Raw genomic sequence first — 24,154 nt, forward strand, 5'->3', positions numbered from 1 at the left:
GCTGCAGGCGCAAAACTTACGAAGGAAAAAGGCTGCTCCAGGTTCCCGGACCTTTTGGAGCAGCCTTTTTTTGAATATGATAAATCGTTATGAAATCCTAGGATACCAGCACCTTGCGGAATTCCTGCGTCAGCAGCGGGACGACATCGAACAGATCGCCGACGATGCCGTAATCGGCAACTTTAAAGATTGGCGCCTCCGGGTCCTTATTGATGGCAATGATGACCCGGGATTGGCTCATGCCCGCCAAATGCTGGATCGCGCCGCTAATGCCGCAGGCAATATAGATCTCGGGCGTGACGACTTTGCCGGTCTGCCCGATCTGGAGCGCGTAATCGCAGTAGCCGGCATCGCAGGCGCCGCGCGATGCGCCGACCGCCCCGCCGAGCAGGTCGGCGAGCTCCTCCAGCGGCTTAAAGCCGTCCGCGCTCTTCACGCCGCGCCCGCCGGAGATGACTATTTTGGCTTCCGATAGGTCGATTTTTCCCGTGGTTTTGCGGACGACGTCCTTTACCACGGAGCGGAGGGAAGGAGCCGGGTAAGCGATGTCCTCAATGCCGGCGCTGGCGCCTTCGATGGCTTCCGCAGCGGGAATATTGTTCGGTCGAACCGTGACCACCCACGGTCCGTTCTGAAAGACGCGTTTCTCAAAGGCTTTACCCGCATAGAGCGGACGCGTGAATACCGCTTCTCCGCCTTCGTTGTCAATGGCGGTGACGTCGGAGATCTGTCCGGCATTCAAGGAAGCGGCCACCAGCGGTGCCAAGTCGCGGCCGATGGCCGTATGCCCTAAGAGGACGGCATCGGGCTGTGCATGACGGATTACCGCTTCGATAGCGGCCATATAAGCTTCGGGATTATAGCTCTCCAGATCCTCATGCTCGACGGTATAGATGGTATCGGCACCATAGCCGTTCAGGACCGATACGGCCTCCGTAATGTTGGAGCCCGCAACCAGAATACGGATGCTGTCGCCATCTTCTGCAATTAAACGGGCAGCGCCAAGCGTCTCGAGGGCAACCTGACGCAGCTTCCCATCCCGGTTCTCGGCATACACTAATATCGTTTTGCTCATATCATAACCTCCTAAGATCCATTTGGGGTTGAAAGTAAAGAGAGTTTTACGATGTCGGCCAGCCTGAGCGTCCAAAGCGAATGCGGAACATTCCTCCAATCGCTGATGCCCCGGATTTCCAAGGCACATCAATCGAAAAGCGTGCATGACGGACATCCCGTAAACCATACAATCAGAATACATAAGGCACGATGGCAGGGGCTCTGCCGCTGCCATGTAACCGCATTCAACAATGAGAATCGAAGGAATTTACAGGTTCAATTTGTCCTTTTATTAAATCACTTTCGACTGCGTCCGCAGCAAGGATACCAGCTCATGCGCCACTTCGGCAGGCTCCCCCTTCAGAATGCGCCCGGCGCTTCGCTCCGGCGGCAAGGACAACTCGCTTTGCTTCGTTGCCGGCTGAATGTCGGGTTCGGATAACCCGAGATCATCCAGGGTCAGCGTCTGAAAAGGCTTCTTCTTGGCCTTCATGATGCCCGGCAGCGACGGATAACGGGGTTCGTTCAATCCCTGCTGTGCGGTGAAGATGGCCGGCAGCTGGACTTCAAGCACTTCCAGATCGCCTTCCGCATCCCGGTGCACTTCAGCGGTGGTCCCGTTCAGCGTAAGCTTGGTAATGGAGCCGGTGTGCGAAATGCCGAGAAGCTGTGCCAGGCGGATGGCCACTTGGCCTGAACCGCGGTCCACGGAGAAGTTGCCGCCGAGGATCAGATCCGGGCTTTCCTTGGATAAATACGCATGCAGCACCTTCGATACCGCATATTCATCGTCCGGAATCCGTTCGTCGGAGATCAGCACCGCATCGTCCGCCCCCATCGCAAGGGCGGTCCGGAGGGCTTCTGCCGTACGGTCGGGTCCGACGGACAGGAGCGTCACGCTGCCGCCGTGGTCATCCCGAAGCTTCACGGCTTCTTCTACCGCATATTCGTCATACGGATTGATGACGAATTTCACCCCATCCTCGGCAATCGATCCATTCTCAATCGTGATTTTTTCCTCCGTGTCAAAGGTCTGTTTAAGCAATACCACAATCTTCATCGGTTAAACTCTCCCTTCAATATGAATATCAGCAGGACTTATTGTCCGCCGGAAACACCGCTCAGAAAAAAGCTTAGCGTCTCATCCGCTTGGTCGGACAACGAATATTTACGGCCGGAGATCAGCCAAGAGGTTACCGCTTCGTCCATCGCGCCAAAAATCAGGTTGCGGACCAGCTTGACGTTCAGATCGGAACGGAATTTCTGTTCTTGGATGCCCTGTTCCAGGATATTCTCGATCAGTACGATATATGGCTTGAGCGCGCTGCCGATTTCCTTGCGCAGCTCCAAATCGCTCTGCCGCAGCTCAATCTGCGTGACATAGGCAAGTTCAGGATTGCTCTCCAGCTCCGAGAAATGGATGCTGCACACCGTCCGCAGCGCTTCCACGGCGTCCGTGGTTCCTTCCACGCTTTCGTGGAATTTGCCGACCAGTTCCCCAAGCTTTTCTTGGAACAGGCGGATCAGAATATCCTCCTTCCTCTTAAAGTACAGATAGATGGTGCCGTCGGCCACGCCGGCAGCCTTGGCGATCTTGGATACCTGGGACCGGTGATAGCCGTTTTCGGCAAAAACTTTCAGGGCGCCCTGGAGGATCAGGTGGTATTTTTCATTTTTTTTACTTGTCATATGCTCACCCCGGTGTTAGAATACAGTTAAAATTATGAATGAATACTCATTCATTTCTTGTATCCATCATAAAATACGTTCATGTCATTGTCAACGATGGGTTATCGAAGACGCGTAAAATGGATGAAGCAGACCTGGAAGAGCAGCAAAATAAGGCGTTCATATCAGAGCAATAGACGGCAGTTTAACCGGAAGAAACGAATAGCTGGGTATCCGCAGGCAAGTACACAAATACGGATGTAGCGTTGTACAGAGGAAGAGATGCAGCTAGCAGTCATGATGTTCGGTTTAGAGTGGTCGGCACGGCACGATGTGGAGGTCTTATTTTTGTCTCTATAATGAAAGCGCTTCATATATTGTCCCAATCTTGACACAATGACGAGCCGGTTCTGGAAGGAGTGACAGGAGCTGTAGAATTGGACGCTGCAGAGACGAAATGAAGGGTGTGGAAGAAGGATCTTTTAACGCAAGGGGCTGAGAGGGATGATTCCAACATTAATCAACGCGCTGCTCTTTGTCTTGATCACGGGCTGGGCAGTGTACATGTTCGCCACCGTGGTGTATCGCCGTTACCTGTATATCCGTTTGGGCAAGCCGGCGAATCTGAAGAAGGATCTGAAGGAACGCCTGAGCCAATTCGCCATCCAGGTATTCGGACAGAGCAAGCTGTTTAAGGACCGCAAGAGCGGCATCATGCACTTTATCGTGTTTTACGGATTTATCATTTTGCAGTTCGGGGCGCTCGATATCATCTGGAAAGGGCTCTCGGGCCACAGCCTGCCGATTCCGGGGCATGCGGGCTTCATCCTCATGCAGGAGATTACGGTTGCGCTGATTCTGCTGGCCATCGGTTATGCGGCATATCGCCGCTATGGCGAGAAGCTGAAACGGCTCAAGCGAGGCTGGAAACCAAGCATTGTCGTGTTTTTCATCACCACGCTGATGGCTTCGGTGCTGCTGACGATGGCCTTTGAACGGCTGATGGAAGATCTGGCGTGGTCGGCCATGGCACCCATCTCCTCGAGTATCGCGGCCGCGTTTGCCTGGATGCCGCCGGTGGCAGTAACGGTGTGTTATTACGTATTCTGGTGGCTTCACCTGTTGATTCTGCTGTCATTCCTTATTTATGTGCCGCAATCGAAGCATTTTCACCTCATTACGGCGCCGATCAACATTCTGGTTCGTCGCACGGATCCCCCGGGCAAACTCAGCAAGCTTGACTTGGAGGATGAAGAAGCCGAGGAGTTCGGGGTAGGCAAAATCGAGGACTTCACGCAGAAGCAGATGCTGGATTTCTATGCCTGCGTTGAATGCGGACGATGCACCAACGTGTGCCCGGCCTCGAACACGGGCAAGCTGCTGTCGCCGATGCACATGATCGTGAAGCTGAGGGACCATCTCACGGAAAAAGGTGCCGCGCTCACCTCCAAATCGGCGTGGATGCCTGCTTCCGTGTTTGGGTCGCCGGGCGTTCACTCCATGGGCGCAACGGATCTGGCGCTTGTCGGCTGGAAGGGCGAGGGGGTCACCGACATCGGGCCGACGATGGATGTGCAGAAGCGCTCCTGGCACCAAGTCGAGGGCGTCGACCCGAAGGACATTCAATTGATCGGCGGCGTCATGACCGAGGAAGAGATTTGGGCATGCACGACCTGCCGCAACTGCGAGGATCAGTGTCCGGTCGCAAATGAGCATGTCGACAAAATCGTGGATCTCCGGCGACATCTCGTGCTGATGGAGGGCAGCGTGCCGCAGGAAGGCCAGCGAGCCATGCAAAACATCGAACGACAAGGCAACCCTTGGGGAATCAGCCGCGCGGACCGGAGCAAGTGGGTGAAGGAGGTCGACCCGGAAGGGACGTTGGATTTGAAGATCCCGACCGTGAAGGAAAATCCGGACTTCGACATTCTGTTCTTTGTCGGTTCCATGGGTTCCTACGACAATCGCAGCCGCAAGATCACCCGGGCCTTCGTCCGGCTCATGAATGAAGCGGGTGTCAACTTCGCCATTCTCGGCAACGAGGAGAAGAACTCGGGCGACACTCCGCGCCGGATGGGCAATGAATTTCTGTTCCAGCAGCTGTGCATGGAGAACATCGAGACGTTTCAGAAATACGATGTGAAACGAATCGTCACGGCTTGCCCGCATACCTTCAATATTTTCAAGAACGAATATCCGGAATTTGGATTGGAGGCCGAGGTCATCCACCATACGGAGCTGCTGGATCAGCTGGTGAAGGAAGGGCGTCTTAAGCCCAAGTATCAGGTCCAGGAGAAAATCACCTATCATGACTCCTGCTACCTGGGACGGTATAACGACGTATACGATCAGCCGCGCAGCGTGCTTCGCGCCATTCCCGGCGTCGAACTGCTGGAGATGGCGCGGAATCGCGAGAACGGGATGTGCTGCGGCGCCGGCGGCGGTCAGATGTGGATGGAGGAGGACGCAGGCAAGCGCGTGAATCTGGCGCGTACCGAGCAGGCGCTGGCCGTATCTCCGACGATGATCAGCTCAGCCTGTCCGTTCTGCCTCACGATGCTGGAGGACGGCACGAAGCTGAAGGAAGTGGAAGAAAGCGTGAAAACGCGAGATATTGCGGAAATTTTGGAGTTATCCGTATTCGGTCTATCCGAAATCCATGAACAGGAGGTCGTTGTGCAATGAGTAATACCATTACCAAAGAAGCCGTCAGCGGTTCCGGGGTCGCAAGTCGAAACATAACCAAAGCCGCCGTGATCGGCTCGGGCGTCATGGGATCTGGGATCGCCGCCCATCTTGCCAACGCAGGCATTCCCTGCCTGCTGCTCGACATCGTTCCGAATTGCTTGACCGCCGAGGAGGAGAAGGCCGGCCTGACGCTGGATCATCCGAAGGTACGAAACAGGCTTGCCGCCAAAGCGATTGCGGCTCTGCCTAAATCAAGCACCGCTCCGCTCTACAGCGCTGATTTTGCGGGCCGGATCACGCCGGGAAACACCGAGGACCATCTAAGCCTGTTGAAGGATGTAGACTGGATCATCGAGGTGGTTACGGAACGCCTGGAAATCAAAAAGAGCATCTTCAAGCAGATTGAAGGCGTGCGTAAGGAAGGATCGATCGTCAGCACGAACACCTCGGGTATTTCCGTCAATGCGATGGTCGAAGACTGCAGCGAGGAATTCCGCAGCCACTTCCTGGGAACGCATTTCTTCAATCCGCCGCGTCATATGAAGCTGCTGGAGATTATTCCGGGCTTTGATACCGATCCGGACATTACGAAGTTCATGGTTGAATTTTGCACGAAGCGCCTTGGGAAAGGGGTTGTGCTTGCGAAGGACACGCCGAATTTCATCTCGAACCGGATTGGCACCTACGGACTTCTGGTCACGCTGCAGGAGATGGTGAAGAACAGCTATACCGTGGAGGAAGTAGATGCGGCCACGGGTCCTGTTCTGGGACGTCCAAAGAGCGCCACCTTCCGCACGCTGGATCTGGTTGGCATCGATACGTTTGTCCATGTAGCCAGAAACGTGTACGACTCCGTACCGGACGGCGAGGAGAAAGACGTGTTCACGGTGCCTGACGTCATGAATGAGCTTGTCGCCCGCGGCTGGACCGGGGAGAAGGGCGGCCAGGGCTTCTATAAAAAAGTAAAAGGGGATCAAGGCAGCAAAATCCTATCGCTCAATCTGTCCACGATGGAGTACAACCCGAGCGCCAAAGTGAGCTCCGCTTCCATCGAAGCCGCCAAAGCGGTAAAGGGAGCCAAGCGGAAGATCAAGGCTTTCCTGGGAACGCAGGATCGTTACTCGGAGCTGGCCTGGAATGTATTGAAGCAAGTGCTCGTCTATGCGGCCGGCAAGCTGGGAGAGATCGCCGATTCCATCCAAGACATCGACAACGCGATGAAATGGGGCTTCAACTGGGAGCTCGGTCCCTTCGAGACCTGGGATCTGATCGGACTGCCGGAATCCGTGCAGCGCATGGAAGCAGAGGGCATGACCGTCCCCGCGTGGGTGAAGGAGTGGGTTGCCGCAGGCAACAAGTCCTTCTATCAGGAGAAGGACGGCGAGGTGTTCCATTATTTCAAAGGCGAATATAAGGGCGTTGAGGTTCAGCCTGAGCTGATCTCGCTGCAAGCGCTCAAATCGCAAAACCGGATCATCCGCACGAATACGGGGGCGAATCTGATCGATATTGGGGATGGCGTTGCATGCCTTGAATTCACTTCGCCGAACAACGCGATCGGCGCCGATATTCTGGTCATGATTCAGCAGAGCGTGGAAGAGGTCAGGGCCAATTACCGCGGGCTGGTGCTGGCGAACGAAGGCCGGAACTTCTGCGTCGGCGCCAATCTGATGCTCATGCTGATGGAAGCGCAGAGCGGCGACTGGGATGAGGTGGATGACATCATCCGTCTGTTCCAGGGCAGCATGATGAAGCTGAAGGGGCTGGAGAAGCCGGTTGTGGCCGCGCCTCACCGGATGACGCTGGGCGGCGGCGTGGAAGCGTGCCTGCCGGCGGACCGGATCATCTTCTCGGCGGAGACCTATTTCGGCCTGGTGGAGACGGGGGTCGGTCTGATACCGGCAGGCGGCGGCTGCAAGGAGCTGGCGCTGATGACCAGCAACCGCCATCCCGACAAGGACAGCGACCTCCAGCCGGAGATCAACAAAATATTCGAGATGGTGGCGATGGCCAAGGCATCGACGAGCGGACATGAAGCCATCCGCATGGGATATGGACGCAGCGGGGATACGGTGGTCATGAATCAGGATTACCGGATCCATGAAGCGAAGCAGGCCGTGTTAGCGATGGACCGGGCGGGTTATGTCCCGCCGCAGCCGGGCAAAGCCCGCGTTGTCGGCCGCGATGGCCGGGCCGTGCTCCAAATGGGCGCGATCGACATGAAGCGAAGCGGCTATATCAGCGATCACGATCTGTTGATTGCAAAGAAGCTGGCGCATATCCTGACGGGCGGCGACGTCCCTGCGGGAACGGTCGTGAGCGAGCAGCATCTGCTCGACCTGGAGCGCGAAGCATTCCTCAGCCTGCTCGGGGAAGTCAAGACCCAGCAGCGCATGCAGCATATGCTGGCAAAAGGCAAGCCGCTGCGGAATTAAGACGGTTCAGCTTGGACTGTACTTCCTTGGAAATTTTGAGCGTCTTGCCTTCCGGTCTCTCCTTGCCTTCGGCATCTTGAAAAGCAATCAGGACATGACGAACGCTAATGTTGGTATAGTCCTTAAAGCTTCACAGCTAACAGATCAGCTATCAACCGCAGCGTAGGATTCGCCAAATCAAACGTGCATACGGTACATGTGGCAAACTGTCCGCGCTGCTGGATGTTTGGGTGATGGCGGCACTTTAATCAGTTCCACCCGGTACGTACTCATTTCAAGGCCGATGAACGGCCAGCAATCTTATCGGTATTGGATCCAACCATTTCTAGTTGATGAGGTGAATGGCATGAGAGAAGCAGTCATAGTATCCCTTGCTCGCACCCCGGTGGGGAAGGCGAAGAAGGGCAGTTTTGCCCAGACGCGCGTAGAGGATCTCGGCAAAGCCGTACTGGAAGCCGTCATTGAGCGTGCGCCGGGCCTGAAAAAAGAGGACGTCGAGGACATTATCCTCGGCTGCGCGATGCCGGAAGGCGAGCAGGGCCTTAACGTTGCACGGATTATCTCGTTGTATGCGGGTTATCCGGTCACGGTGCCGGCCTTGACCGTCAATCGCTTCTGTTCGTCCGGACTTCAGGCGATCGCTTTTGCTGCGGAACGCATTATGCTCGGCCATGCCGAGGTCATCGTCGCCGGCGGCGTCGAGAGCATGAGCCATGTGCCGATGACCGGCTTCAAGCCGGCACCGCATCCGACGATCGTCGAAGAGATGTCGGAGGTTTACATCGGCATGGGCCATACGGCGGAAGAGGTAGCGCGCCGCTTCGGCATCACCCGCGAGGCGCAGGATGCCTTCGCGGCCAGCAGCCACCGCAAGGCCGCAGCCGCTATCTCCGAAGGCAAGTTCCGGGACGAGATCGTACCGGTGAACGTAACGCTGGCTGCCGCCGATGAGCAGGGCAAAGTGCGCAGCAAAACCTTAGCCATCGATACGGATGAAGGGGTTCGGCCGGACACAACACCGGATGTGCTGGCCAGACTGAAGCCGGCCTTTGCCCTCGGCGGCTCGGTTACCGCGGGCAACGCGTCGCAGACGAGTGACGGCGCGGCGGCGGTAGCCGTCATGAGCCGCGAGAAAGCGGAGGAGCTGGGCCTTACCCCGCTGGCTACCTTCAAATCGTTTGCCCTGGCAGGCGTAGAGCCGGAAATTATGGGCGTCGGCCCCGTCGAAGCGATTCCGAAGGCGCTGCGCATGGCGGGCATCGAGCTGGATCAGGTGGATGTGTTCGAGATTAACGAAGCGTTCGCTTCGCAATGCCTCCACATCATCCGCGCGCTGGGGATCGACGAGAGCAAGGTCAACGTCAACGGCGGCGCCATTGCGCTTGGCCATCCGCTCGGCTGCACCGGCGCGAAGCTGACCGTCAGCCTCGTCTCCGAGCTCGCCCGCCGCGGCGGCGGCTACGGCGTCGTGAGCATGTGCATCGGCGGCGGTATGGGCGCCGCGGGGGTGTTCGAGGTGCATGCTGCTGGGGCGTAATTGCCTCTTCCGTAGGAGTCGTAACTCGTTCGTTATTGAAATAAATCTTGCTAAATGACAGCCGCAGGGAAGAAGCCTCCTTCTTGACTGGGGGAGAGCTGGAGCAGGTCCCGAGGAGGGAAATGTGGCCCGCCAAGGTCACCAGGGTCGACAGCCAATCCAAGCATGCCCCGGACCACGCATCGTGCGCACGGGGAGCAGTGCGCACGATGTACCCGTGTCCGCTCCGTACACGGACCGGACACGGCACCACTCACTCCATCCACAGGGGAGTGCAATGATAGCCGGAGTAAGGTGTTGAACTAGGAGATTCATAGTGCACGCCAACCTAGCGGAGAGGGCGGAATTGTACTGGAGAAGCAGCAGCGGTCGCCTTTGAGTTTGGATTTCTACTATAGATCAATTCATTCCCGGAAATCCAAACTCAACAGCGATCGGAAGTACAATCCGCACGCGGAGCGCCAATATTGCGCCGGAGTAACACATACACCATCTATGATCAACCAGCAAGTTCGCAACCTAGCAACACCAAGGCCACCATTGCACTCCACCTTATTCCAATTCCGAAAGGGGAAACCAATCATGAGCGATAACCAAACCAAAGAACCGAAAATCAAAGGCGGCAGCTTTGTCATCGATAATCCCGATATGCAGCGCATCCTGACACCGGAGGATTTCACGGAAGAGCACCGCATGATCGGCGAGACGGTGCGTGATTTTATCGATGGGGAAATCGTGCCGCACGATGAAGAGCTGGAGAAGCTCAATTACGAGATGACGGTAGATCTGCTTCGCAAAGCAGGCGAGCTGGGCCTGCTCGGTGCCGATGTGCCGGAGCCGTTCGGCGGGATCGGTCTGGATAAGGTCAGCTCCACGATTATTAACGAAAACTTGGCGAAGGGATCGTCCTTCGCGCTTTCCTTTGGGGCTCATGTCGGGATCGGAACGCTGCCGATCGTGTTCTTCGGCACGACCGAGCAGAAACAGAAGTACCTGCCGGATCTATCGACCGGCGCCAAAATCGCCGCTTATTGCTTGACGGAGCCGACCTCCGGCTCGGATGCGCTGGGTGCCAAAACAACGGCACGCCTGTCGGATGACGGAGACTATTATATTTTGAACGGATCGAAGCTATATATAACTAACGCCGGATTTGCGGATATCTTTATCGTCTACGCCAAGATTGACGGAGAGCACTTCACCGCGTTCATCGTTGAGAAGGAGATGGAAGGCTTCACGCTCGGGCCGGAGGAGAAGAAGATGGGCATCAAGGGCTCGTCGACGCGTCCGCTCTTCTTCGAAGACGTGAAGGTGCCGAAGGAGAACCTGCTCGGCGAGATCGGCAAGGGCCACCGGATCGCCTTCAACATCCTGAACATCGGCAGGTATAAATTGGCAGCCGGCACGGTCGGTGCGGCGAAGGAATCGATCGAGCTAAGCGCGAAGTATGCTAACACACGTAAACAGTTCGATACGCCCATCTCGCAGTTCCCGCTCATGCGCAAGAAGCTGGCCGAGATGAACATCACCGCCTTCGTGATGGAGAGCATGGTGTACCGTACGGCAGGATTGCTGGACGAAGCGATGCAGGACATCGATTACAACAGCGAGGATGCCGGAATCCACTCGGCTGCGGCCATTTCCGACTATGCCATCGAATGCTCGATCAACAAGGTGTTCTGTTCGGAAGGACTCGATAACGTGGCAGACGAAGCGGTACAGATTCACGGGGGCTATGGATATATCCAAGAGTACAAAGTGGAACGCATCTATCGGGACTCCCGCATCAACCGCATCTTCGAAGGCACGAACGAGATCAACCGGCTCCTGATTCCGGGCACGCTTGTGAAGAAGGCCATGAAAGGCGAAATCGCGCTCCTGCAAAAAGCGCAAGGCCTCCAGGGTGAGCTGCTCCAGCTGGTACCTGGTCAAACCTTCGAAGGCACGCTGGAGCAGGAAGCGCACTTTCTGGACATGAGCAAGAAGATTTTCCTCCTTGCAGGCGGTATGGCGGTACAGAAGTTCGGCACAAAGCTGGAGAAAGAGCAGGAGGCCTTGTCCAATCTGGCGGATATGATGATTGATATTTATGCCCTCGAGAGTGCGCTGCTGCGTACCCGCAAGCAAATCGAACGCACCTCCGAGGAAAAAGCAGCCAGCATGATCGAGATGACGCAGGTGTTTGCATACGAGGCGTTCCAGCGCATTGAAGCACTCGCGAAAGAGACGCTGGCCTCGGTGGAAACCGGGGATATGCTGCGCATGCAGCTGTCGGTGCTCAAGAAACTGACACGTTGCACGCCGGTCGATACGGTGGCCCTCAAGCGCAGCATCGCAGCCCGCGTGGTTAAGAACGAGCGGTACACGGTGTAACACGCGTCAACGCCAATACGATGCGTAAGTAACCGCAAAAGAGAGAGATTTTTCTTGGAGTAGGAAAGAAGGAGCATTCCTTAGGAAAGGGTTGGTTTTGTATGGATACAAAGCCTTGGCTGCCGTTTTATCCGCCCGAAGTAGCCCCCGCTTTTGATTATCCGAAACAGAATTTGGCATTATTTCTCGTAACCTCGGCGCAGAAGTTTCCGAATCGTCCGGCCCTGTATTTCATGGGAAAGACGATCAACTACAGAAGTCTGCTGGATGCGTCCTATCGTATGGCAAACGCGCTCCGCAGCAAAGGGATTAAGAAGGGCGACCGGGTAGCAATCATGCTGCCCAACTGCCCGCAGGTAGTCATTTCCTATTATGGCGCACTGCTCGCAGGAGCCGTGGCCGTCATGACCAACCCGCTCTATATGGAGCGGGAAATTGCGCATCAGATGAAGGATTCCGGTGCGAAGATCATCATTACGATGGATATGTTCGTATCCCGCGTTGAAAAAGTCATCGAGGAGACGGAACTGGAGCATATGATCGTCACGTCCGTGGCGGATTATCTGCCGTTCCCCAAGAATTTTCTCTACCCGATCAAAGCCAAGAAGGAAGGCCCTCTTCCGGTCGTCGATTATGGAAGCCGCGTCCATGCCTTCAAAAAGCTGCTTGCGGGCGCGCCGAATGATCCCGTCTGCGAATCCGTGAAAGCGGAGAAGGATTTGGCCCTGCTCCAGTATACAGGCGGCACGACCGGCGTTCCCAAAGGCGTCATGCTGACGCATATGAACCTGATCGCCAACACCGTGCAGTCCGCGAACTGGTGCTTTCAGGTGGAGGACGGGAAGGAGCGGTATTTAGCCGTTCTGCCGTGCTTTCACGTGTTCGGTCTCACCGTGCTGCTGAACCAGGCGATCTATCGTGCCGGCATGCTGATATTGGTACCGAAATTCGAAGTGACGATGATCCTGAACCTGATCAAAAAAATGAAGCCGACGCTCTTCCCGGGCGCACCGACCATGTATATCGCATTGATTAATCATCCCAAGATCAGGGAATACGACCTCTCTTCGATCAATGCCTGCGTCAGCGGCTCTGCCGGGCTTCCGGTCGAGGTGCAGGATAAGTTCGAGGAGCTGACCAAAGGGCGGCTGATCGAAGGCTACGGCCTGACCGAAGCATCCCCGGTTACCCATGTGAATCCGATATGGGGAAGGCGGAAGATCGGCACCATCGGCGTCCCCGTTCCGGATACGGACGCGAAGGTCGTGGATCCGGAGACGGGCGAAGAAATGCCGGTCGGCGAGCCTGGCGAGCTGATCGTGAAGGGACCGCAGGTGATGATGGGGTACTGGAACCGGCCGGAGGAGACGTTTGATACGCTCCGCAACGGCTGGTTGTTCACGGGCGACATGGCCACGATGGACGAAGAGGGGTATTTTACGATCATCGACCGTAAGAAAGACATGATCATTGCAAGCGGTTTCAATATTTATCCTCGGGAGATCGAGGAAGTGCTGTATGAGCATCCGTCCGTGAAGGAAGCCGTCGTGGTCGGAACGAAGGACGATTATCGCGGCGAAACCGTAAGAGCTTATATTGTACTGAAGGACGGCGCGTCTCCGGACCCTTCGGGCCTGGAGAAATTCTGCCGCAGCCAGCTGGCGGCCTATAAAGTGCCGCGCGAGTACGTGTTCCGCGATTCGCTGCCAAAGACGATGGTAGGCAAGGTGCTACGCCGCAAGCTGCTGGAGGAAGAAGAGGAAGGCAAAACAGGCTAAGCGCAGAATAGCGGAGTCGGCACGACCGACGATTCATGTTATCCCGCAGGAATGGATACAGTATCTAACGACGTCAGAAGTAAAAAGGAGGCGGCCTGATGAATCATACCAATGTCAACCCCGACGCGAAGGCCGAACAGCCGGCATTCGACCGGGAGGCGTACATCGAGGACATGACCAAAGCGGCAGAGCCCACCTTCTGGGGATATCTTGGCTGCAAGCTTGCGTCAGCCAGCTCGGAGGCGGTTGTTGTCACGCTGGATGCGCAGCCTCATCATATGAATATGATGGGCATCGTGCATGGCGGCGTACTCTCCTCGCTGATGGATAACGCCATGGGCATTGCCGTCATGCTGGAGCGTCCCGGCGAATCGACGGTGACAAGCAATCTGAACGTGCATTTTGTCATGCCGGCCAGGGCCGGGGTCCTTACGGTTACGGCAAACATCGTGCATCAGACGCACCGTTCGGTCACGACGGAATGCAGGATAACGAATGATAAGGGCGAGTTAGTCGCGATCAGCACAGGGTCGTTCCGAGTGAAATAATGCAGCTTTCTGCTGCCAAGAAACGGATGGTCTGTCAACGCTGGAGGGGCAGGCCATTTATTTTTTGGCGAGAGCGAATCATGGCGCTGCCGGATATAAAGCGTCTGTCCATGCAGCCAATAGACGATGTTAGGTGACTTCCAACCCGCTGGCAGAGCAGATTTTCTGTCGGGATTGTTCTCCGCACTTCTTGTCAGACCACTAAAGCTGTGGTACAATAAGAATGCTGTTTTTCATGTAGAATCTAGAATGTCTCTTAAGATCATAAATTTAGATGTTTACATACGTAGGAGGTGGAAGTCATGGTTGTATTTTTTGAAGTATTGCTCGTTATTTTCTCCATCGGGTTGATTACTGTCGTTCTTCTCCAAAAAGGGAAAAGCGCAGGTCTTGCCGGTGCCATCTCCGGCGGTGCGGAACATCTTTTTGGTAAAACGAAGGCTCGCGGTATGGATCTCGTACTGCAGCGTACAACGGTAGGTCTTGCAGCAGGATTTATGATTTTGGCCATCGTTGTTGCCATGTTGAAATAACAATTGCGTTACCCTCGCTTTTTCACTCTTGGAAGAGCGGGGGTTTTTTATTGCCTGAATTTCGGATTACATAGGTAAGGGCGGTGTTCGGAAGGATACCGGGGATTAAATTCGTGTATACTAGGGTATGAGTATATAAAGGTAAAGAATGGATAGAGGAACGATGAAATTGCAGGTTCCCGAGGTGATAACATGATAACTGAAGAAACATTACTGAACTTTATGCGGGAAACTGCATACAAACCGATGACGTACCAGGAGCTGGAGCAGCATTTTGCGATTGAGGATGCCCATGAATTCAGGGAGTTCTTGAAGCTGCTGAATGAGCTTGAGCAATCCGGAAAAATCATTCTGACGAGCACCGAGCGTTATGGCGTGCCGGAACGGATGTCTTTGCTGCGCGGACGGCTGCAGGCCCACGCGAAGGGTTTTGCTTTTCTGATTCCCGATGACCGTGAGCATCCGGACGTGTACATTCATGCCAATGACCTGAAGAGTGCGATGAATGGAGATACCGTGCTGGTTCGGATCAGTTCAAAAAGCAGCGACGGCGGCAAAATGGAAGGCGAAGTGGTCCGCATCGTGACACGCGCCGTTACCCAGGTAGTGGGCGTATTCCAGAACCATGAAGCCTATGGCTTCGTGCTGCCGGATGACAAACGGATTAACCGGGATATTTTCATTCCGAAGCATGCGATCAACGGCGCTGTTGACGGCGTGAAGGTCGTCGTGAAGCTGGTGAGCTATCCGGAAGGAAGAGCCGCGGCGGAAGGCGAAATCGTGGAGATTCTCGGTCATAAGGATGATCCGGGCGTCGATATCCTGTCCATTATCCGCAAGCATCAGCTGCCGGAGGGCTTTCCGGAGGAAGTGCTGGCCGAAGCGGACGCAGCGCCCGATGCGATCACGGAAGAAGAGATCGTGCAGCAGGGCCGCCGCGATCTGCGCGGTCTGAACATCGTGACGATTGACGGCGAAGATGCCAAGGACCTGGATGATGCGGTCAACGTGGAGCGTCTGCCAAACGGGAATTACCGTCTGGGCGTTCATATTGCCGATGTCAGCTACTACGTGCGCGATCGGTCCGAGCTGGATAAGGAAGCGTATAACCGCGGCTGCAGCGTGTATTTGGTGGATCGGGTCATTCCGATGCTCCCTCATCGCTTGTCCAACGGCATATGCAGCTTGAATCCGCAGGTGGATCGTCTGACGATGTCCTGCGAGATGGAATTCAATGAGCAGATGAAGGTCGTGAAGCACGATATCTTTACGAGTGTTATCCGTACGAAAGAACGGATGACGTATAACAATGTGAGAAAAATCCTGGTGGATGAGGATCCGGAGCTGATCGAGCGCTATAGTGATCTCGTGGAGGATTTCCGCTTGATGCGCGAGCTGGCGCTGAAGCTTCGGAACCGCCGGATGCGCCGTGGCGCAGTGGATTTTGATTTTGTGGAATCCAAGGTCATTGTGGACGAGAACGGCAAACCGGTGGATATCGTCAAAAGAGAGCGTTCCATTGCGGAGCAGATCATTGAGGAATTCATGCTGGCGGCCAACGAAACGGTGGCGGAGCATTTCCACTGGATGAAGGTTCCCTTCATTTATCGGATCCACGAGGATCCGGATCAGGAGAAGCTGCAGAACTTCATGGCGTTTGCGGCGAATTTCGGGCATCACGTGAAGGGACGGGGCAATGCGATCCATCCGCGCGCCCTGCAAAACCTGCTGGAAGCCATTCAAGGCACGAAGGAGCAGACCGTCCTCAGCACGATGATGCTCCGTTCGATGAAGCAGGCGAAATACGATGCGGAGAGCACGGGTCACTTCGGCCTCGCCGCGGAATACTATTCTCACTTCACGTCCCCGATTCGGCGGTATCCCGATCTGGTCATTCACCGGGTCATCCGGGAAGTGCTGGAGAGCGGCGGGTCGCTGAATGAGAGCCGTCATGAGCAGCTGGCCGGCCGGATGGCCGACATTGCGCAGCAATCCTCGGAACGCGAGCGCGTAGCCGTGGATGCGGAGCGCGATACGGAAGCGCTCAAGAAGGCCGAGTTTATGCTGGATAAGGTCGGTGAAGAATTCGAAGGCATTATCAGCAGCGTCACCAGCTTCGGCATGTTCATCGAGCTGGAGAACACGGTCGAAGGCTTAATTCGCCTCAGCGCGATGACCGACGATTATTACCATTTCGATGAAGGCCATATGGCTCTCATCGGGGAGCGTACGTCGAAGGTATACCGCATCGGCGACGATGTGAAGGTTCGCGTGGCGAACGTGAACATGGATGAGCACACCATCGATTTTGAGATGGTGGACATGAAGCCGCGCCGCCAAGGGCGCGGCGAAGGCGACCGCGGCGGCAATGGCGGCCGCGGGTTCGGTGCCCGCGACGGCGGAGGCCGCGGGGGCAAGGGCCGCGGCGGTAAACGCGGCGCGGCTGAAGGCGGCGCGCCAGGCGGGCGCCGCAGTGACAGCGCCGGCGGCCAGGGCGGCCGCGGCAAGCGCGGCGGCGAGGTGGCCGCTGGAGCAGCGGGCACTGCCGCTGGAGCTGGAGCTGGCGAGCAGCAGGCGTCGAACTTCGCCTTTGGCTCCGGCAAAGGCGGCTACAGCTCCGCAGGCGGCGGCGCACTAGGCTTCGACCGCAATGCTCGCAGCTCTGGCGGTGCCGGCGGGAAAAATCGACGCAAGAAGACGTCGGGCAGCGGCATTTTCATCGGCGAAGGTCCAACGCCGGGCGGCAATGCTGGAGGCAATTCCGGCGGAGGCGGCGGTGGCCGCAAACGGAAGAGTAAGGGCGGAAACGGTACAGCCGCTTTTGTCCGCAAGAAGAAAAAGTAAGCTTTTCCTCCTGATCTAACGCTGGAGGTGCTTGCCCAACCTTGCTTTTAGAGGCTGACGTTTGATACAATGGACTTCTGGTGAGATTGCATTTGGCGGTCTGTCGGAAGTCCTTTTTCCATTATCATTGTTGATGACAGGGGTGAGACCATGGGTAAGAAAAGTGACGGGAAGGTTCTGGCCCAGAACAAAAAAGCTTCCCATGATTACTTCATCGAGGATACGTATGAAGCCGGGATGGTGCTGACCGGAACGGAGATCAAATCCATACGGAACGGCCGCGTCAATATCGGAGATGCATTCGCTACCATTCGGAATGGCGAGATTCATATCCATAACATGCATATCAGCCCGTTCGAGCAGGGGAACCGTAACAACCCAACGGATCCTACGCGGACACGGAAGCTGCTGCTGCATAAGGAGCAGATCCGCAAGCTGCTGGGCCTGTCCAAGCAGGACGGTTACGCGATCGTACCGCTGAAGATCTACATCCGTAACGGCTATGCGAAGTTGCTGCTGGGCCTCGGTAAAGGTAAGCGTCAGTACGACAAGCGTGCCGATGCCGCCAAGAAGGACGCACAGCGCGATATTCAGCGTGCATTGCGCGAGAAGCAGAAGATTGCAAGGTAATCATGGTTATCCGTGGTATGCCGTTTAAGAAATCGGCATCATGTTTAATGAAGTTTATAGTGGGATGGCAGCTTTTAGCTGTGTTACCTGCAATGTATATATCATTTTGATGTAAAATGTGATATACTAATTGATGTAAGAGAGATCAATAAGATCTTTGACAATCAGCATACAGCCTGCGTATTCCTTTCTTGGAGGGAAAGAATGCGCAATAGATGGACTGCTATGACTGAATACATTCTTTGATTTAATCCGATAGCCCTTTTTGGCAGGAACGCTTAAGGTGCATAACACCAGCATTTCTCCAACTTAAGGGGGCGTTTTTGGATTCGACGGGGATAGTTCGGGCATGAGTAGCGGGTAGTGGGGACGCGTCCACTTCATCAACGCTAAAGCCAATTAAACGGCAAACAACAAAACAACTACGCTTTCGCAGCTTAATAACCTGTGAGCGTGCTCTCGCTCTGTATCGCCCATGTACCGGGATGAGGGCTCAACTTTAGTGGGATACGCTGTCTAGTCTCCGCCTGGGGCTAGCTGAAGAAGACAATCAGGCTGACCTGAAGGGAATCCGGTGACAGGGAGTCTCTAGGGTGACATCAAATCTGTCACTACACCCGTAGAAGCTTGTGTTGTCGTTATCTTCGGACAGGGGTTCGACTCCCCTCGCCTCCATACATAAAAAACCACAACTAATTTAGTTGTGGTTTTTCGTTTTCTTACGGTTAAATTGTAGTCCCAATGGGCTAGAAAAAGTTCGCTTAACAATTGATTAATGAAGATGATACCATAACCTTTAGGTAAGGCATTAACTCCAATGGCGAGTTCTATATTGTCTTTTTTAATCTGAACTATAGATCTCATAATATCAGTGATCAGCTTTATCCTCTAATCTTACGTTCTCAATTAAGGATTATAAAGTGTGAACATTTTTGACATCCTCATCAAATGTTTTTTGCAGAGTTATCTAACTTTGGAATGGATGTAAAACTAATCACTGACCTCAATACTTAGTGCTATCTGTTTTCTATAGAAGATACTATTATGAATCATTGGCATTGTTGAGAGCAAACAATACAATTAATTTTTTTGAAATCTTTGTGATTTAGCAGACTATTTATCTGACAATCTCAGTAACTTTATTACTTAGAAGAGCCCATTAATAGCTTTTCTATGGGATTGCCCTCATCTTTAGCTAGACAATTCTTGTATCAGACTAGAATTGGCCCTAAAAATAAAATATATTGACTAAAGATTGACTGTATTCCAATATTATGAATAGCTGGTGGAGTGTTGGGTTATGTCTTGATCGCATGTAAATAATATAATTGCAGAGGAGATACATTGTGGAGAATTTGCATGAAGTTTCACTTGAAAAAATTCTGGAAATAAAAAATATTAATGCCGATGTTGAAATGGCCACATTAGATTTCAAAGAAATCTATAGTATGTCGCCTACAACAGGTATTGAGATAATAAAAGATATTGTATCTTTTGCGAATTCTAAAGGTGGTCACATTATTTTTGGTGTAACAAATGATTATAAGTGGGTAGGTTTAGATGAGAGAAGCGATGAAAAGATCGATGATGCAAATCTTTATAATCTTATTGATAAATATGTAGATGGCCATATAAATATTATTATTGCACTACATACAATAGAAAAACGTGAGTTTGTGATTTGTTATATTTCACCGTCCCCAGAAATTATTCCGTTTAAAATTGACGGAAAGTATATGAAAACAGACCGTCAAAAGAAACAACATGAGGTAATTGTATTTAGAAAAGGTGATGTTTATTGCAGAAGGGGAAGTAGAAGTATTAAAGCCGACCATATTTTCTACAAACAAAAATCACATCAATTTCAAATAGTACATAATTTGCCTTCTTACTCACCATTCCATAGATTTATAGGACGAGATTCACAGGTGGAGCATTTGCATAGATTGTTGCAACATGAAAATACTAGACTGTTACAGGTTGACGGAATCGGGGGTATAGGAAAAACGTCATTAGTTTATCATTACTGCACTCTTATTTCAAAAAAAACTATTGAGCATAACTTTGATTTTATCATCTGGATGAGTGGTAAGAGAACGTATCTAACCCCAGCAGGAGAAAGAAAAATCAGAAACTACATTGCATCTTATCATGACGTTGTAAATGAAATTGCAGATTTTTTTGATACAGAATTAAATGGTACGGATACTACTGAGCAGGTAATTAGACTATTGAGTCAATATAACGTTCTGATAATAATAGATAATTTGGAGACATTGATCGAGGATCAACTAACTGAAATGCTTTTTAATCTGCCAAGGAACAGCAAGGCAATATTAACAACTAGAGAGTCAATTAGCGATTTTCAAATGAGTAAGATTACATTGGATGGGTTAAAAAGTAATGACTTTATTGAATTTATTGAGTTTGAGTATCGGCGATTGAAAGATAGTTCTCTTTTAGATAAATATAAGGATAGCATTGATGAGCTTTATATATTGACAAAAGGGATGCCCTTAGCAGCGCAACTTGTAGTAAATCAACTTGCATATGATGCTCCTATTAAATATGTTTTAGATGGCCTTAGATCTGGGAAAACATATGAATCATTACTGTCTTTTTGTTTTAAAGGGTCTCTTGAAAGAATTAACGGTGTGGCAAAGAAGGTTCTCTATATTTTGTCAATTGCTGAAAGTGAGAAATTATTTTCAATTAATGACTTAAAGTATATTAGCGGGTTCTCGGATGACGAGCTCCATGTCGCCATACAAGAATTATCAAAGTTGACTCTGTGTTTTACAGATAAAACTCACGATGGTCATGTTGGTTATGGAACTCATCATCTAATGAAACTCTACATTAGGCAACAAGAGATACCTGATAGAATTGAAATACTGAGAAAATATGAACAGTTTGTTGATGAATTGAGGCTAATCGAAGATGCAACAGTGTCAGAGGAGCAATACTTAGTGAACACAAGAGCACGCACTCACGAGGAGCGAATATCTGCCTTAAATATAAAAAATATAATTTCTACGTTTTATTTTAACGGTTATGATAATGCTACAGAGATTCTTGATAATGAGATAAAAAAGTGTTCTCAGTTTGCATATCTTCATTATATGAAAGCTATTATTGAAAAAATGTCAGGTTTATATAATTCCTATAAGTTAGCCTCTAAAGAATTGGAGATTGCCACCGATCTAGACCCTGAGCTTGTAGAAGCATGGATTGATTGGGGATACTTAGAGTTAGAGCAAAAAAATTATAATCTTAGTAGTCAATATTTCAGACAAGCACTATCGTTAGATTCGGAAAGTCCAAATGCGAATCACGGTTACGCTAGGTCATTATTTTACTTGTGTAGAAAATCAAATGATATTTCAATGGCCACATTAGCAGAAAAACACTACGAGCAAGGTTACCATAGAGAAAAAGAGGGATTCCCTTTAAGCAAGCAACAATTACACTCCAATGCTATTAATGCGCATTCCCAAGCATTGAACTTGATGATAAATTTAAATAATCTTCAAAGATCAATGGAAATAGTAAAGATGGGATTAACATACGAACATTCTAATAATATGCTGTCGTCCCTAAAAGGTGAGATTAATAAAAAAATTAAGGACCAGATATCCCTGGATTCAAAAAAGAAAGTACAGAGTGAGATAGCTCCGAGAGTCACTGAGTCTTATTCTGAAGGTGCCTCTAACGAAAAGCAAGGAATAACAATAAAACCAAATAGTAGGATTGGAACGAAGATAAGTGAAAATCTTCCTCAAGAGACCATCCAAAAACTACTTCAATTGCGTAATTTTGGGTAACATCAAAACTGATGACTATACTAATGGGAAGCGGTGTACGTGTCGTTATATTCAGGAATGTTACTCTCTTCGATTCTATTCACATCAAAGGAAAACTCGCTAAATTTGCGGGTTTTTCTTTTCTAAAGAAATGTTAAATTATCAAATTCATTACATGTTTTTATAGTCCAACATTACAAAACATTAAGAGATATTTTCATTGTAGTGATTAGTAAATAGACTTGAAATCATCATGATGCATGAGTACTCTCCCCCTCATCCATTAACTCAATAATCTCCCGAATATCACTTATATTTAAAGTCTCAGCAATTCTTTCAATATGGCTAAAGCTGATACTTTCCCGTTTTCCATTGGCAAGTTCACTTAATGCAGCGTGCCGTACATCGGTTATTCGGGATAATTCCCGCAAATAAATATTATGTACCTTGGTCAATTCCGAGATTTTAACGACAACTTTTTTCCTCATTATATTCACATCTCAAAAAGATCGATTTCAACTTGACTATACGCATAAGCGTACCGTATATAATTTCAATACTGGTACTCATATGCGTAACGACTATGAATTTATCAATGTTTATCGATCAGTGATTCATTTGTTAAGGAAGGAGAATCCCATGCCAAGCTTCCTGGTATCCCTATAATACGGACAGTTGAATCCTGTAGAGTGTAGAGAAGGCTGTTTCCACCGACCCTCAGTATCGCCTATAGAGCCGGTAAATATCCGAGTCTATGGATGCCTAGAAGAAGGGGCTTTTCAAATGATTTTCATGAGCTTGAGGAGTTATTAGATTTGTATCGACAAGTCCAATGACTGGAAATGGCGGCTTCTTTTACTGATGGTTTCAGACTGGGAGTGACGATGATCATCGGGGTATATTCTGAGTAATGTGATCAGTAAGAGCACTCATAAAACTGCGTAAAGACACGAATCATGTCTTTTTTTACATAAGGTACCTAAGTCACTACCCGAAATAAATTTAGCAATACCCGACGGCGAATTGTGGTTTTGCAGAGCCACGGCTCGCCTTCTCCATGTAAAACCACAACCGCATGAAGTTGTGGTTTTTTGCTGTGTTCGATTAAAAATGTAAAATCCTTAGCTATAAGTTTGCAAAGCAAGAAACCTCACTCAAAGAGTGTCAAATGCACGTTATCCTGAAGAAGGGCCTAGAGGTCCTTCTTTTTTTGCTTTCTTTTTTCTGACATTTGTCATAACCGGCTTGTGACAACCCACACTAATTGATTCTCGCGCTTTTTCAATATAATGAGGACATCAAGTAACGAAAGAAGAAATTAGCGGAGGTTAGGACAAAATGACAAAGGCGATTGAATGTATAAATCTAGTGAAGAAATTCGGCGACTACTGTGCCGTTGATCATATGAATCTATCATTTGAGAAAGGTCAGATATCAGCATTGCTCGGACCGAATGGGGCAGGCAAGACAACAACCATTTCCATGATACTCGGAATGATCAAGCCAACATCAGGAGAAGTCAGGGTCTTGGGGATGCCGTCCGGCACAAAAGAATTACGGCAGCGCGTCGGAGCGCTTTTGCAGGATGTTAAAGCAGCAGATGGACTTACGGTGAAAGAAGTGCTTCAATTGTTTCGCAGTTATTATCGTAATCCGATGTCGCTAGAGCGATTGTTAGACATTTCGGGTCTCCACGCGGATCAGAAACGACGCGCATCCTCGCTGTCTGGAGGACAACGCCGTAGATTAGCCTTCGCTCAGAGTTTGGCGGGAAATCCAGAGCTTCTCCTGCTTGATGAACCAACGGTCGGAATGGATATCGAGGCTCGTGGCCGCTTTTGGGACACCATTCAAGCGCTGGCAAGTGACGGACGTACGGTGCTTTTGACTACACATCATTTAGATGAAGCTGATGCTGTCGCAGATCACATCGCACTCATCGCCAGGGGACAGGTTGTTGCGGAAGGGACTCCGGAACGTTTAAAGGCTCAAACAGCGCTTAGAACCGTTTCATTTCGAGCGGCGAACGCGCCAGCCCAGCAGGAATGGCTCACATTACCTGGTGTAGAAAAGGCAGAATGCAACGGCGAGCGAATTCGTCTGTATGCTCAAGAGACCGATGTATTGTTATTTACACTGATGCAGTCTGAATGGGGAATTTCAGATATTGATATACAATCCGCCAGCTTAGAAGATACATTCCGAAGTCTTACAGGCTCAAATAAACAAACAATTATACGATAATAAACATTTTTAGGAGG

At 51.3% G+C, this 24,154-nt stretch carries 15 protein-coding genes and 1 other RNA gene; 12 read left to right on the plus strand and 4 right to left on the minus strand.

Going from position 1 to position 24,154, the window contains the following annotated elements; translation table 11 throughout:
* Positions 1-97 precede the first annotated feature (97 nt).
* The 3 genes from MHH82_RS01370 to MHH82_RS01380 form a co-directional block, all read right to left on the minus strand.
* Positions 98-1,075, minus strand: coding sequence for an electron transfer flavoprotein subunit alpha/FixB family protein (locus MHH82_RS01370; protein ID WP_340962680.1), 978 nt, complete (start codon positions 1,073-1,075; stop codon positions 98-100).
* Positions 1,076-1,348: 273 nt separating this feature from the next.
* On the minus strand, positions 1,349-2,116 hold the full coding sequence (locus MHH82_RS01375) for an electron transfer flavoprotein subunit beta/FixA family protein (protein WP_009590186.1): 768 nt from the start codon (positions 2,114-2,116) through the stop codon (positions 1,349-1,351).
* A 38-nt stretch (positions 2,117-2,154) separates the two neighbouring features.
* On the minus strand, positions 2,155-2,745 hold the full coding sequence (locus MHH82_RS01380; protein ID WP_009590197.1) for a TetR/AcrR family transcriptional regulator: 591 nt from the start codon (positions 2,743-2,745) through the stop codon (positions 2,155-2,157).
* 483 nt (positions 2,746-3,228) lie between these two features.
* On the opposite strand from MHH82_RS01380, the gene MHH82_RS01385 reads away from it, so the two are divergent.
* The 11 genes from MHH82_RS01385 to MHH82_RS01435 all read left to right on the plus strand — a co-directional run bounded on the left by MHH82_RS01385 (position 3,229) and on the right by MHH82_RS01435 (position 21,914).
* Positions 3,229-5,409, plus strand: a complete 2,181-nt coding sequence (locus MHH82_RS01385) for a heterodisulfide reductase-related iron-sulfur binding cluster (protein ID WP_340962685.1) — start codon at positions 3,229-3,231, stop codon at positions 5,407-5,409.
* The gene (locus tag MHH82_RS01390) at positions 5,406-7,847 is read left to right on the plus strand and encodes a 3-hydroxyacyl-CoA dehydrogenase/enoyl-CoA hydratase family protein (protein WP_340962686.1); all 2,442 of its coding nucleotides are present in this window, start codon (positions 5,406-5,408) and stop codon (positions 7,845-7,847) included. The genes MHH82_RS01385 and MHH82_RS01390 overlap by 4 nt, the downstream gene beginning before the upstream one ends.
* A 346-nt stretch (positions 7,848-8,193) precedes the next feature.
* Positions 8,194-9,384 (plus strand): acetyl-CoA C-acyltransferase, encoded by a 1,191-nt coding sequence (locus MHH82_RS01395; RefSeq protein WP_012818493.1) that lies wholly within the window; start codon positions 8,194-8,196, stop codon positions 9,382-9,384.
* Between the two features lie 582 nt (positions 9,385-9,966).
* The gene (locus MHH82_RS01400) at positions 9,967-11,757 is read left to right on the plus strand and encodes an acyl-CoA dehydrogenase family protein (protein ID WP_251500242.1); all 1,791 of its coding nucleotides are present in this window, start codon (positions 9,967-9,969) and stop codon (positions 11,755-11,757) included.
* Between the two features lie 101 nt (positions 11,758-11,858).
* Complete coding sequence (locus MHH82_RS01405; protein ID WP_340962688.1) at positions 11,859-13,535, plus strand: long-chain-fatty-acid--CoA ligase; 1,677 nt, start codon at positions 11,859-11,861, stop codon at positions 13,533-13,535.
* Positions 13,536-13,633: 98 nt separating this feature from the next.
* Positions 13,634-14,083: a PaaI family thioesterase gene (locus MHH82_RS01410; RefSeq protein ID WP_012818496.1), complete on the plus strand. Its 450-nt coding sequence runs from the start codon at positions 13,634-13,636 to the stop codon at positions 14,081-14,083.
* A 302-nt stretch (positions 14,084-14,385) separates the two neighbouring features.
* Positions 14,386-14,616, plus strand: coding sequence for a preprotein translocase subunit SecG (secG, locus tag MHH82_RS01415; RefSeq protein WP_009593367.1), 231 nt, complete (start codon positions 14,386-14,388; stop codon positions 14,614-14,616).
* Positions 14,617-14,808: 192 nt separating this feature from the next.
* Complete coding sequence (gene rnr / locus MHH82_RS01420) at positions 14,809-17,460, plus strand: ribonuclease R (protein ID WP_340962693.1); 2,652 nt, start codon at positions 14,809-14,811, stop codon at positions 17,458-17,460.
* Between the two features lie 150 nt (positions 17,461-17,610).
* Positions 17,611-18,090: an SsrA-binding protein SmpB gene (smpB, locus tag MHH82_RS01425; protein ID WP_113061854.1), complete on the plus strand. Its 480-nt coding sequence runs from the start codon at positions 17,611-17,613 to the stop codon at positions 18,088-18,090.
* A 313-nt stretch (positions 18,091-18,403) separates the two neighbouring features.
* Positions 18,404-18,768, plus strand: a transfer-messenger RNA (tmRNA) gene (gene ssrA / locus MHH82_RS01430).
* Between the two features lie 668 nt (positions 18,769-19,436).
* Positions 19,437-21,914 (plus strand): RNA-binding domain-containing protein, encoded by a 2,478-nt coding sequence (locus MHH82_RS01435; RefSeq protein WP_340962697.1) that lies wholly within the window; start codon positions 19,437-19,439, stop codon positions 21,912-21,914.
* Positions 21,915-22,144: 230 nt separating this feature from the next.
* On the opposite strand, the gene MHH82_RS01440 is transcribed toward MHH82_RS01435, so the two are convergent.
* Positions 22,145-22,381 (minus strand): helix-turn-helix domain-containing protein, encoded by a 237-nt coding sequence (locus MHH82_RS01440; RefSeq protein WP_340962699.1) that lies wholly within the window; start codon positions 22,379-22,381, stop codon positions 22,145-22,147.
* Positions 22,382-23,231: 850 nt separating this feature from the next.
* Here MHH82_RS01440 and MHH82_RS01445 point away from each other — a divergent pair.
* A complete protein-coding gene (locus MHH82_RS01445; protein ID WP_251500258.1) occupies positions 23,232-24,137 on the plus strand; it encodes an ABC transporter ATP-binding protein in 906 nt (301 codons plus the stop codon).
* The last annotated feature ends 17 nt before the right edge of the window (positions 24,138-24,154 follow it).

This window comes from Bacillus sp. FSL K6-6540 (genome assembly GCF_038007545.1).

Bases quoted from the DNA above. Each gene is read 5' to 3' on its own strand.
- MHH82_RS01380 (WP_009590197.1), bottom strand. From the start codon at position 2,745: ATGACAAGTAAAAAAAATGAAAAATACCACCTGATCCTCCAGGGCGCC.
- MHH82_RS01375 (WP_009590186.1), bottom strand. From the start codon at position 2,116: ATGAAGATTGTGGTATTGCTTAAACAGACCTTTGACACGGAGGAAAAA.
- MHH82_RS01445 (WP_251500258.1), top strand. From the start codon at position 23,232: ATGACAAAGGCGATTGAATGTATAAATCTAGTGAAGAAATTCGGCGAC.
- MHH82_RS01410 (WP_012818496.1), top strand. From the start codon at position 13,634: ATGAATCATACCAATGTCAACCCCGACGCGAAGGCCGAACAGCCGGCA.
- MHH82_RS01400 (WP_251500242.1), top strand. From the start codon at position 9,967: ATGAGCGATAACCAAACCAAAGAACCGAAAATCAAAGGCGGCAGCTTT.
- MHH82_RS01385 (WP_340962685.1), top strand. From the start codon at position 3,229: ATGATTCCAACATTAATCAACGCGCTGCTCTTTGTCTTGATCACGGGC.
- MHH82_RS01405 (WP_340962688.1), top strand. From the start codon at position 11,859: ATGGATACAAAGCCTTGGCTGCCGTTTTATCCGCCCGAAGTAGCCCCC.
- MHH82_RS01395 (WP_012818493.1), top strand. From the start codon at position 8,194: ATGAGAGAAGCAGTCATAGTATCCCTTGCTCGCACCCCGGTGGGGAAG.
- smpB (WP_113061854.1), top strand. From the start codon at position 17,611: ATGGGTAAGAAAAGTGACGGGAAGGTTCTGGCCCAGAACAAAAAAGCT.
- rnr (WP_340962693.1), top strand. From the start codon at position 14,809: ATGATAACTGAAGAAACATTACTGAACTTTATGCGGGAAACTGCATAC.
- MHH82_RS01390 (WP_340962686.1), top strand. From the start codon at position 5,406: ATGAGTAATACCATTACCAAAGAAGCCGTCAGCGGTTCCGGGGTCGCA.
- MHH82_RS01370 (WP_340962680.1), bottom strand. From the start codon at position 1,075: ATGAGCAAAACGATATTAGTGTATGCCGAGAACCGGGATGGGAAGCTG.
- secG (WP_009593367.1), top strand. From the start codon at position 14,386: ATGGTTGTATTTTTTGAAGTATTGCTCGTTATTTTCTCCATCGGGTTG.
- MHH82_RS01440 (WP_340962699.1), bottom strand. From the start codon at position 22,381: ATGAGGAAAAAAGTTGTCGTTAAAATCTCGGAATTGACCAAGGTACAT.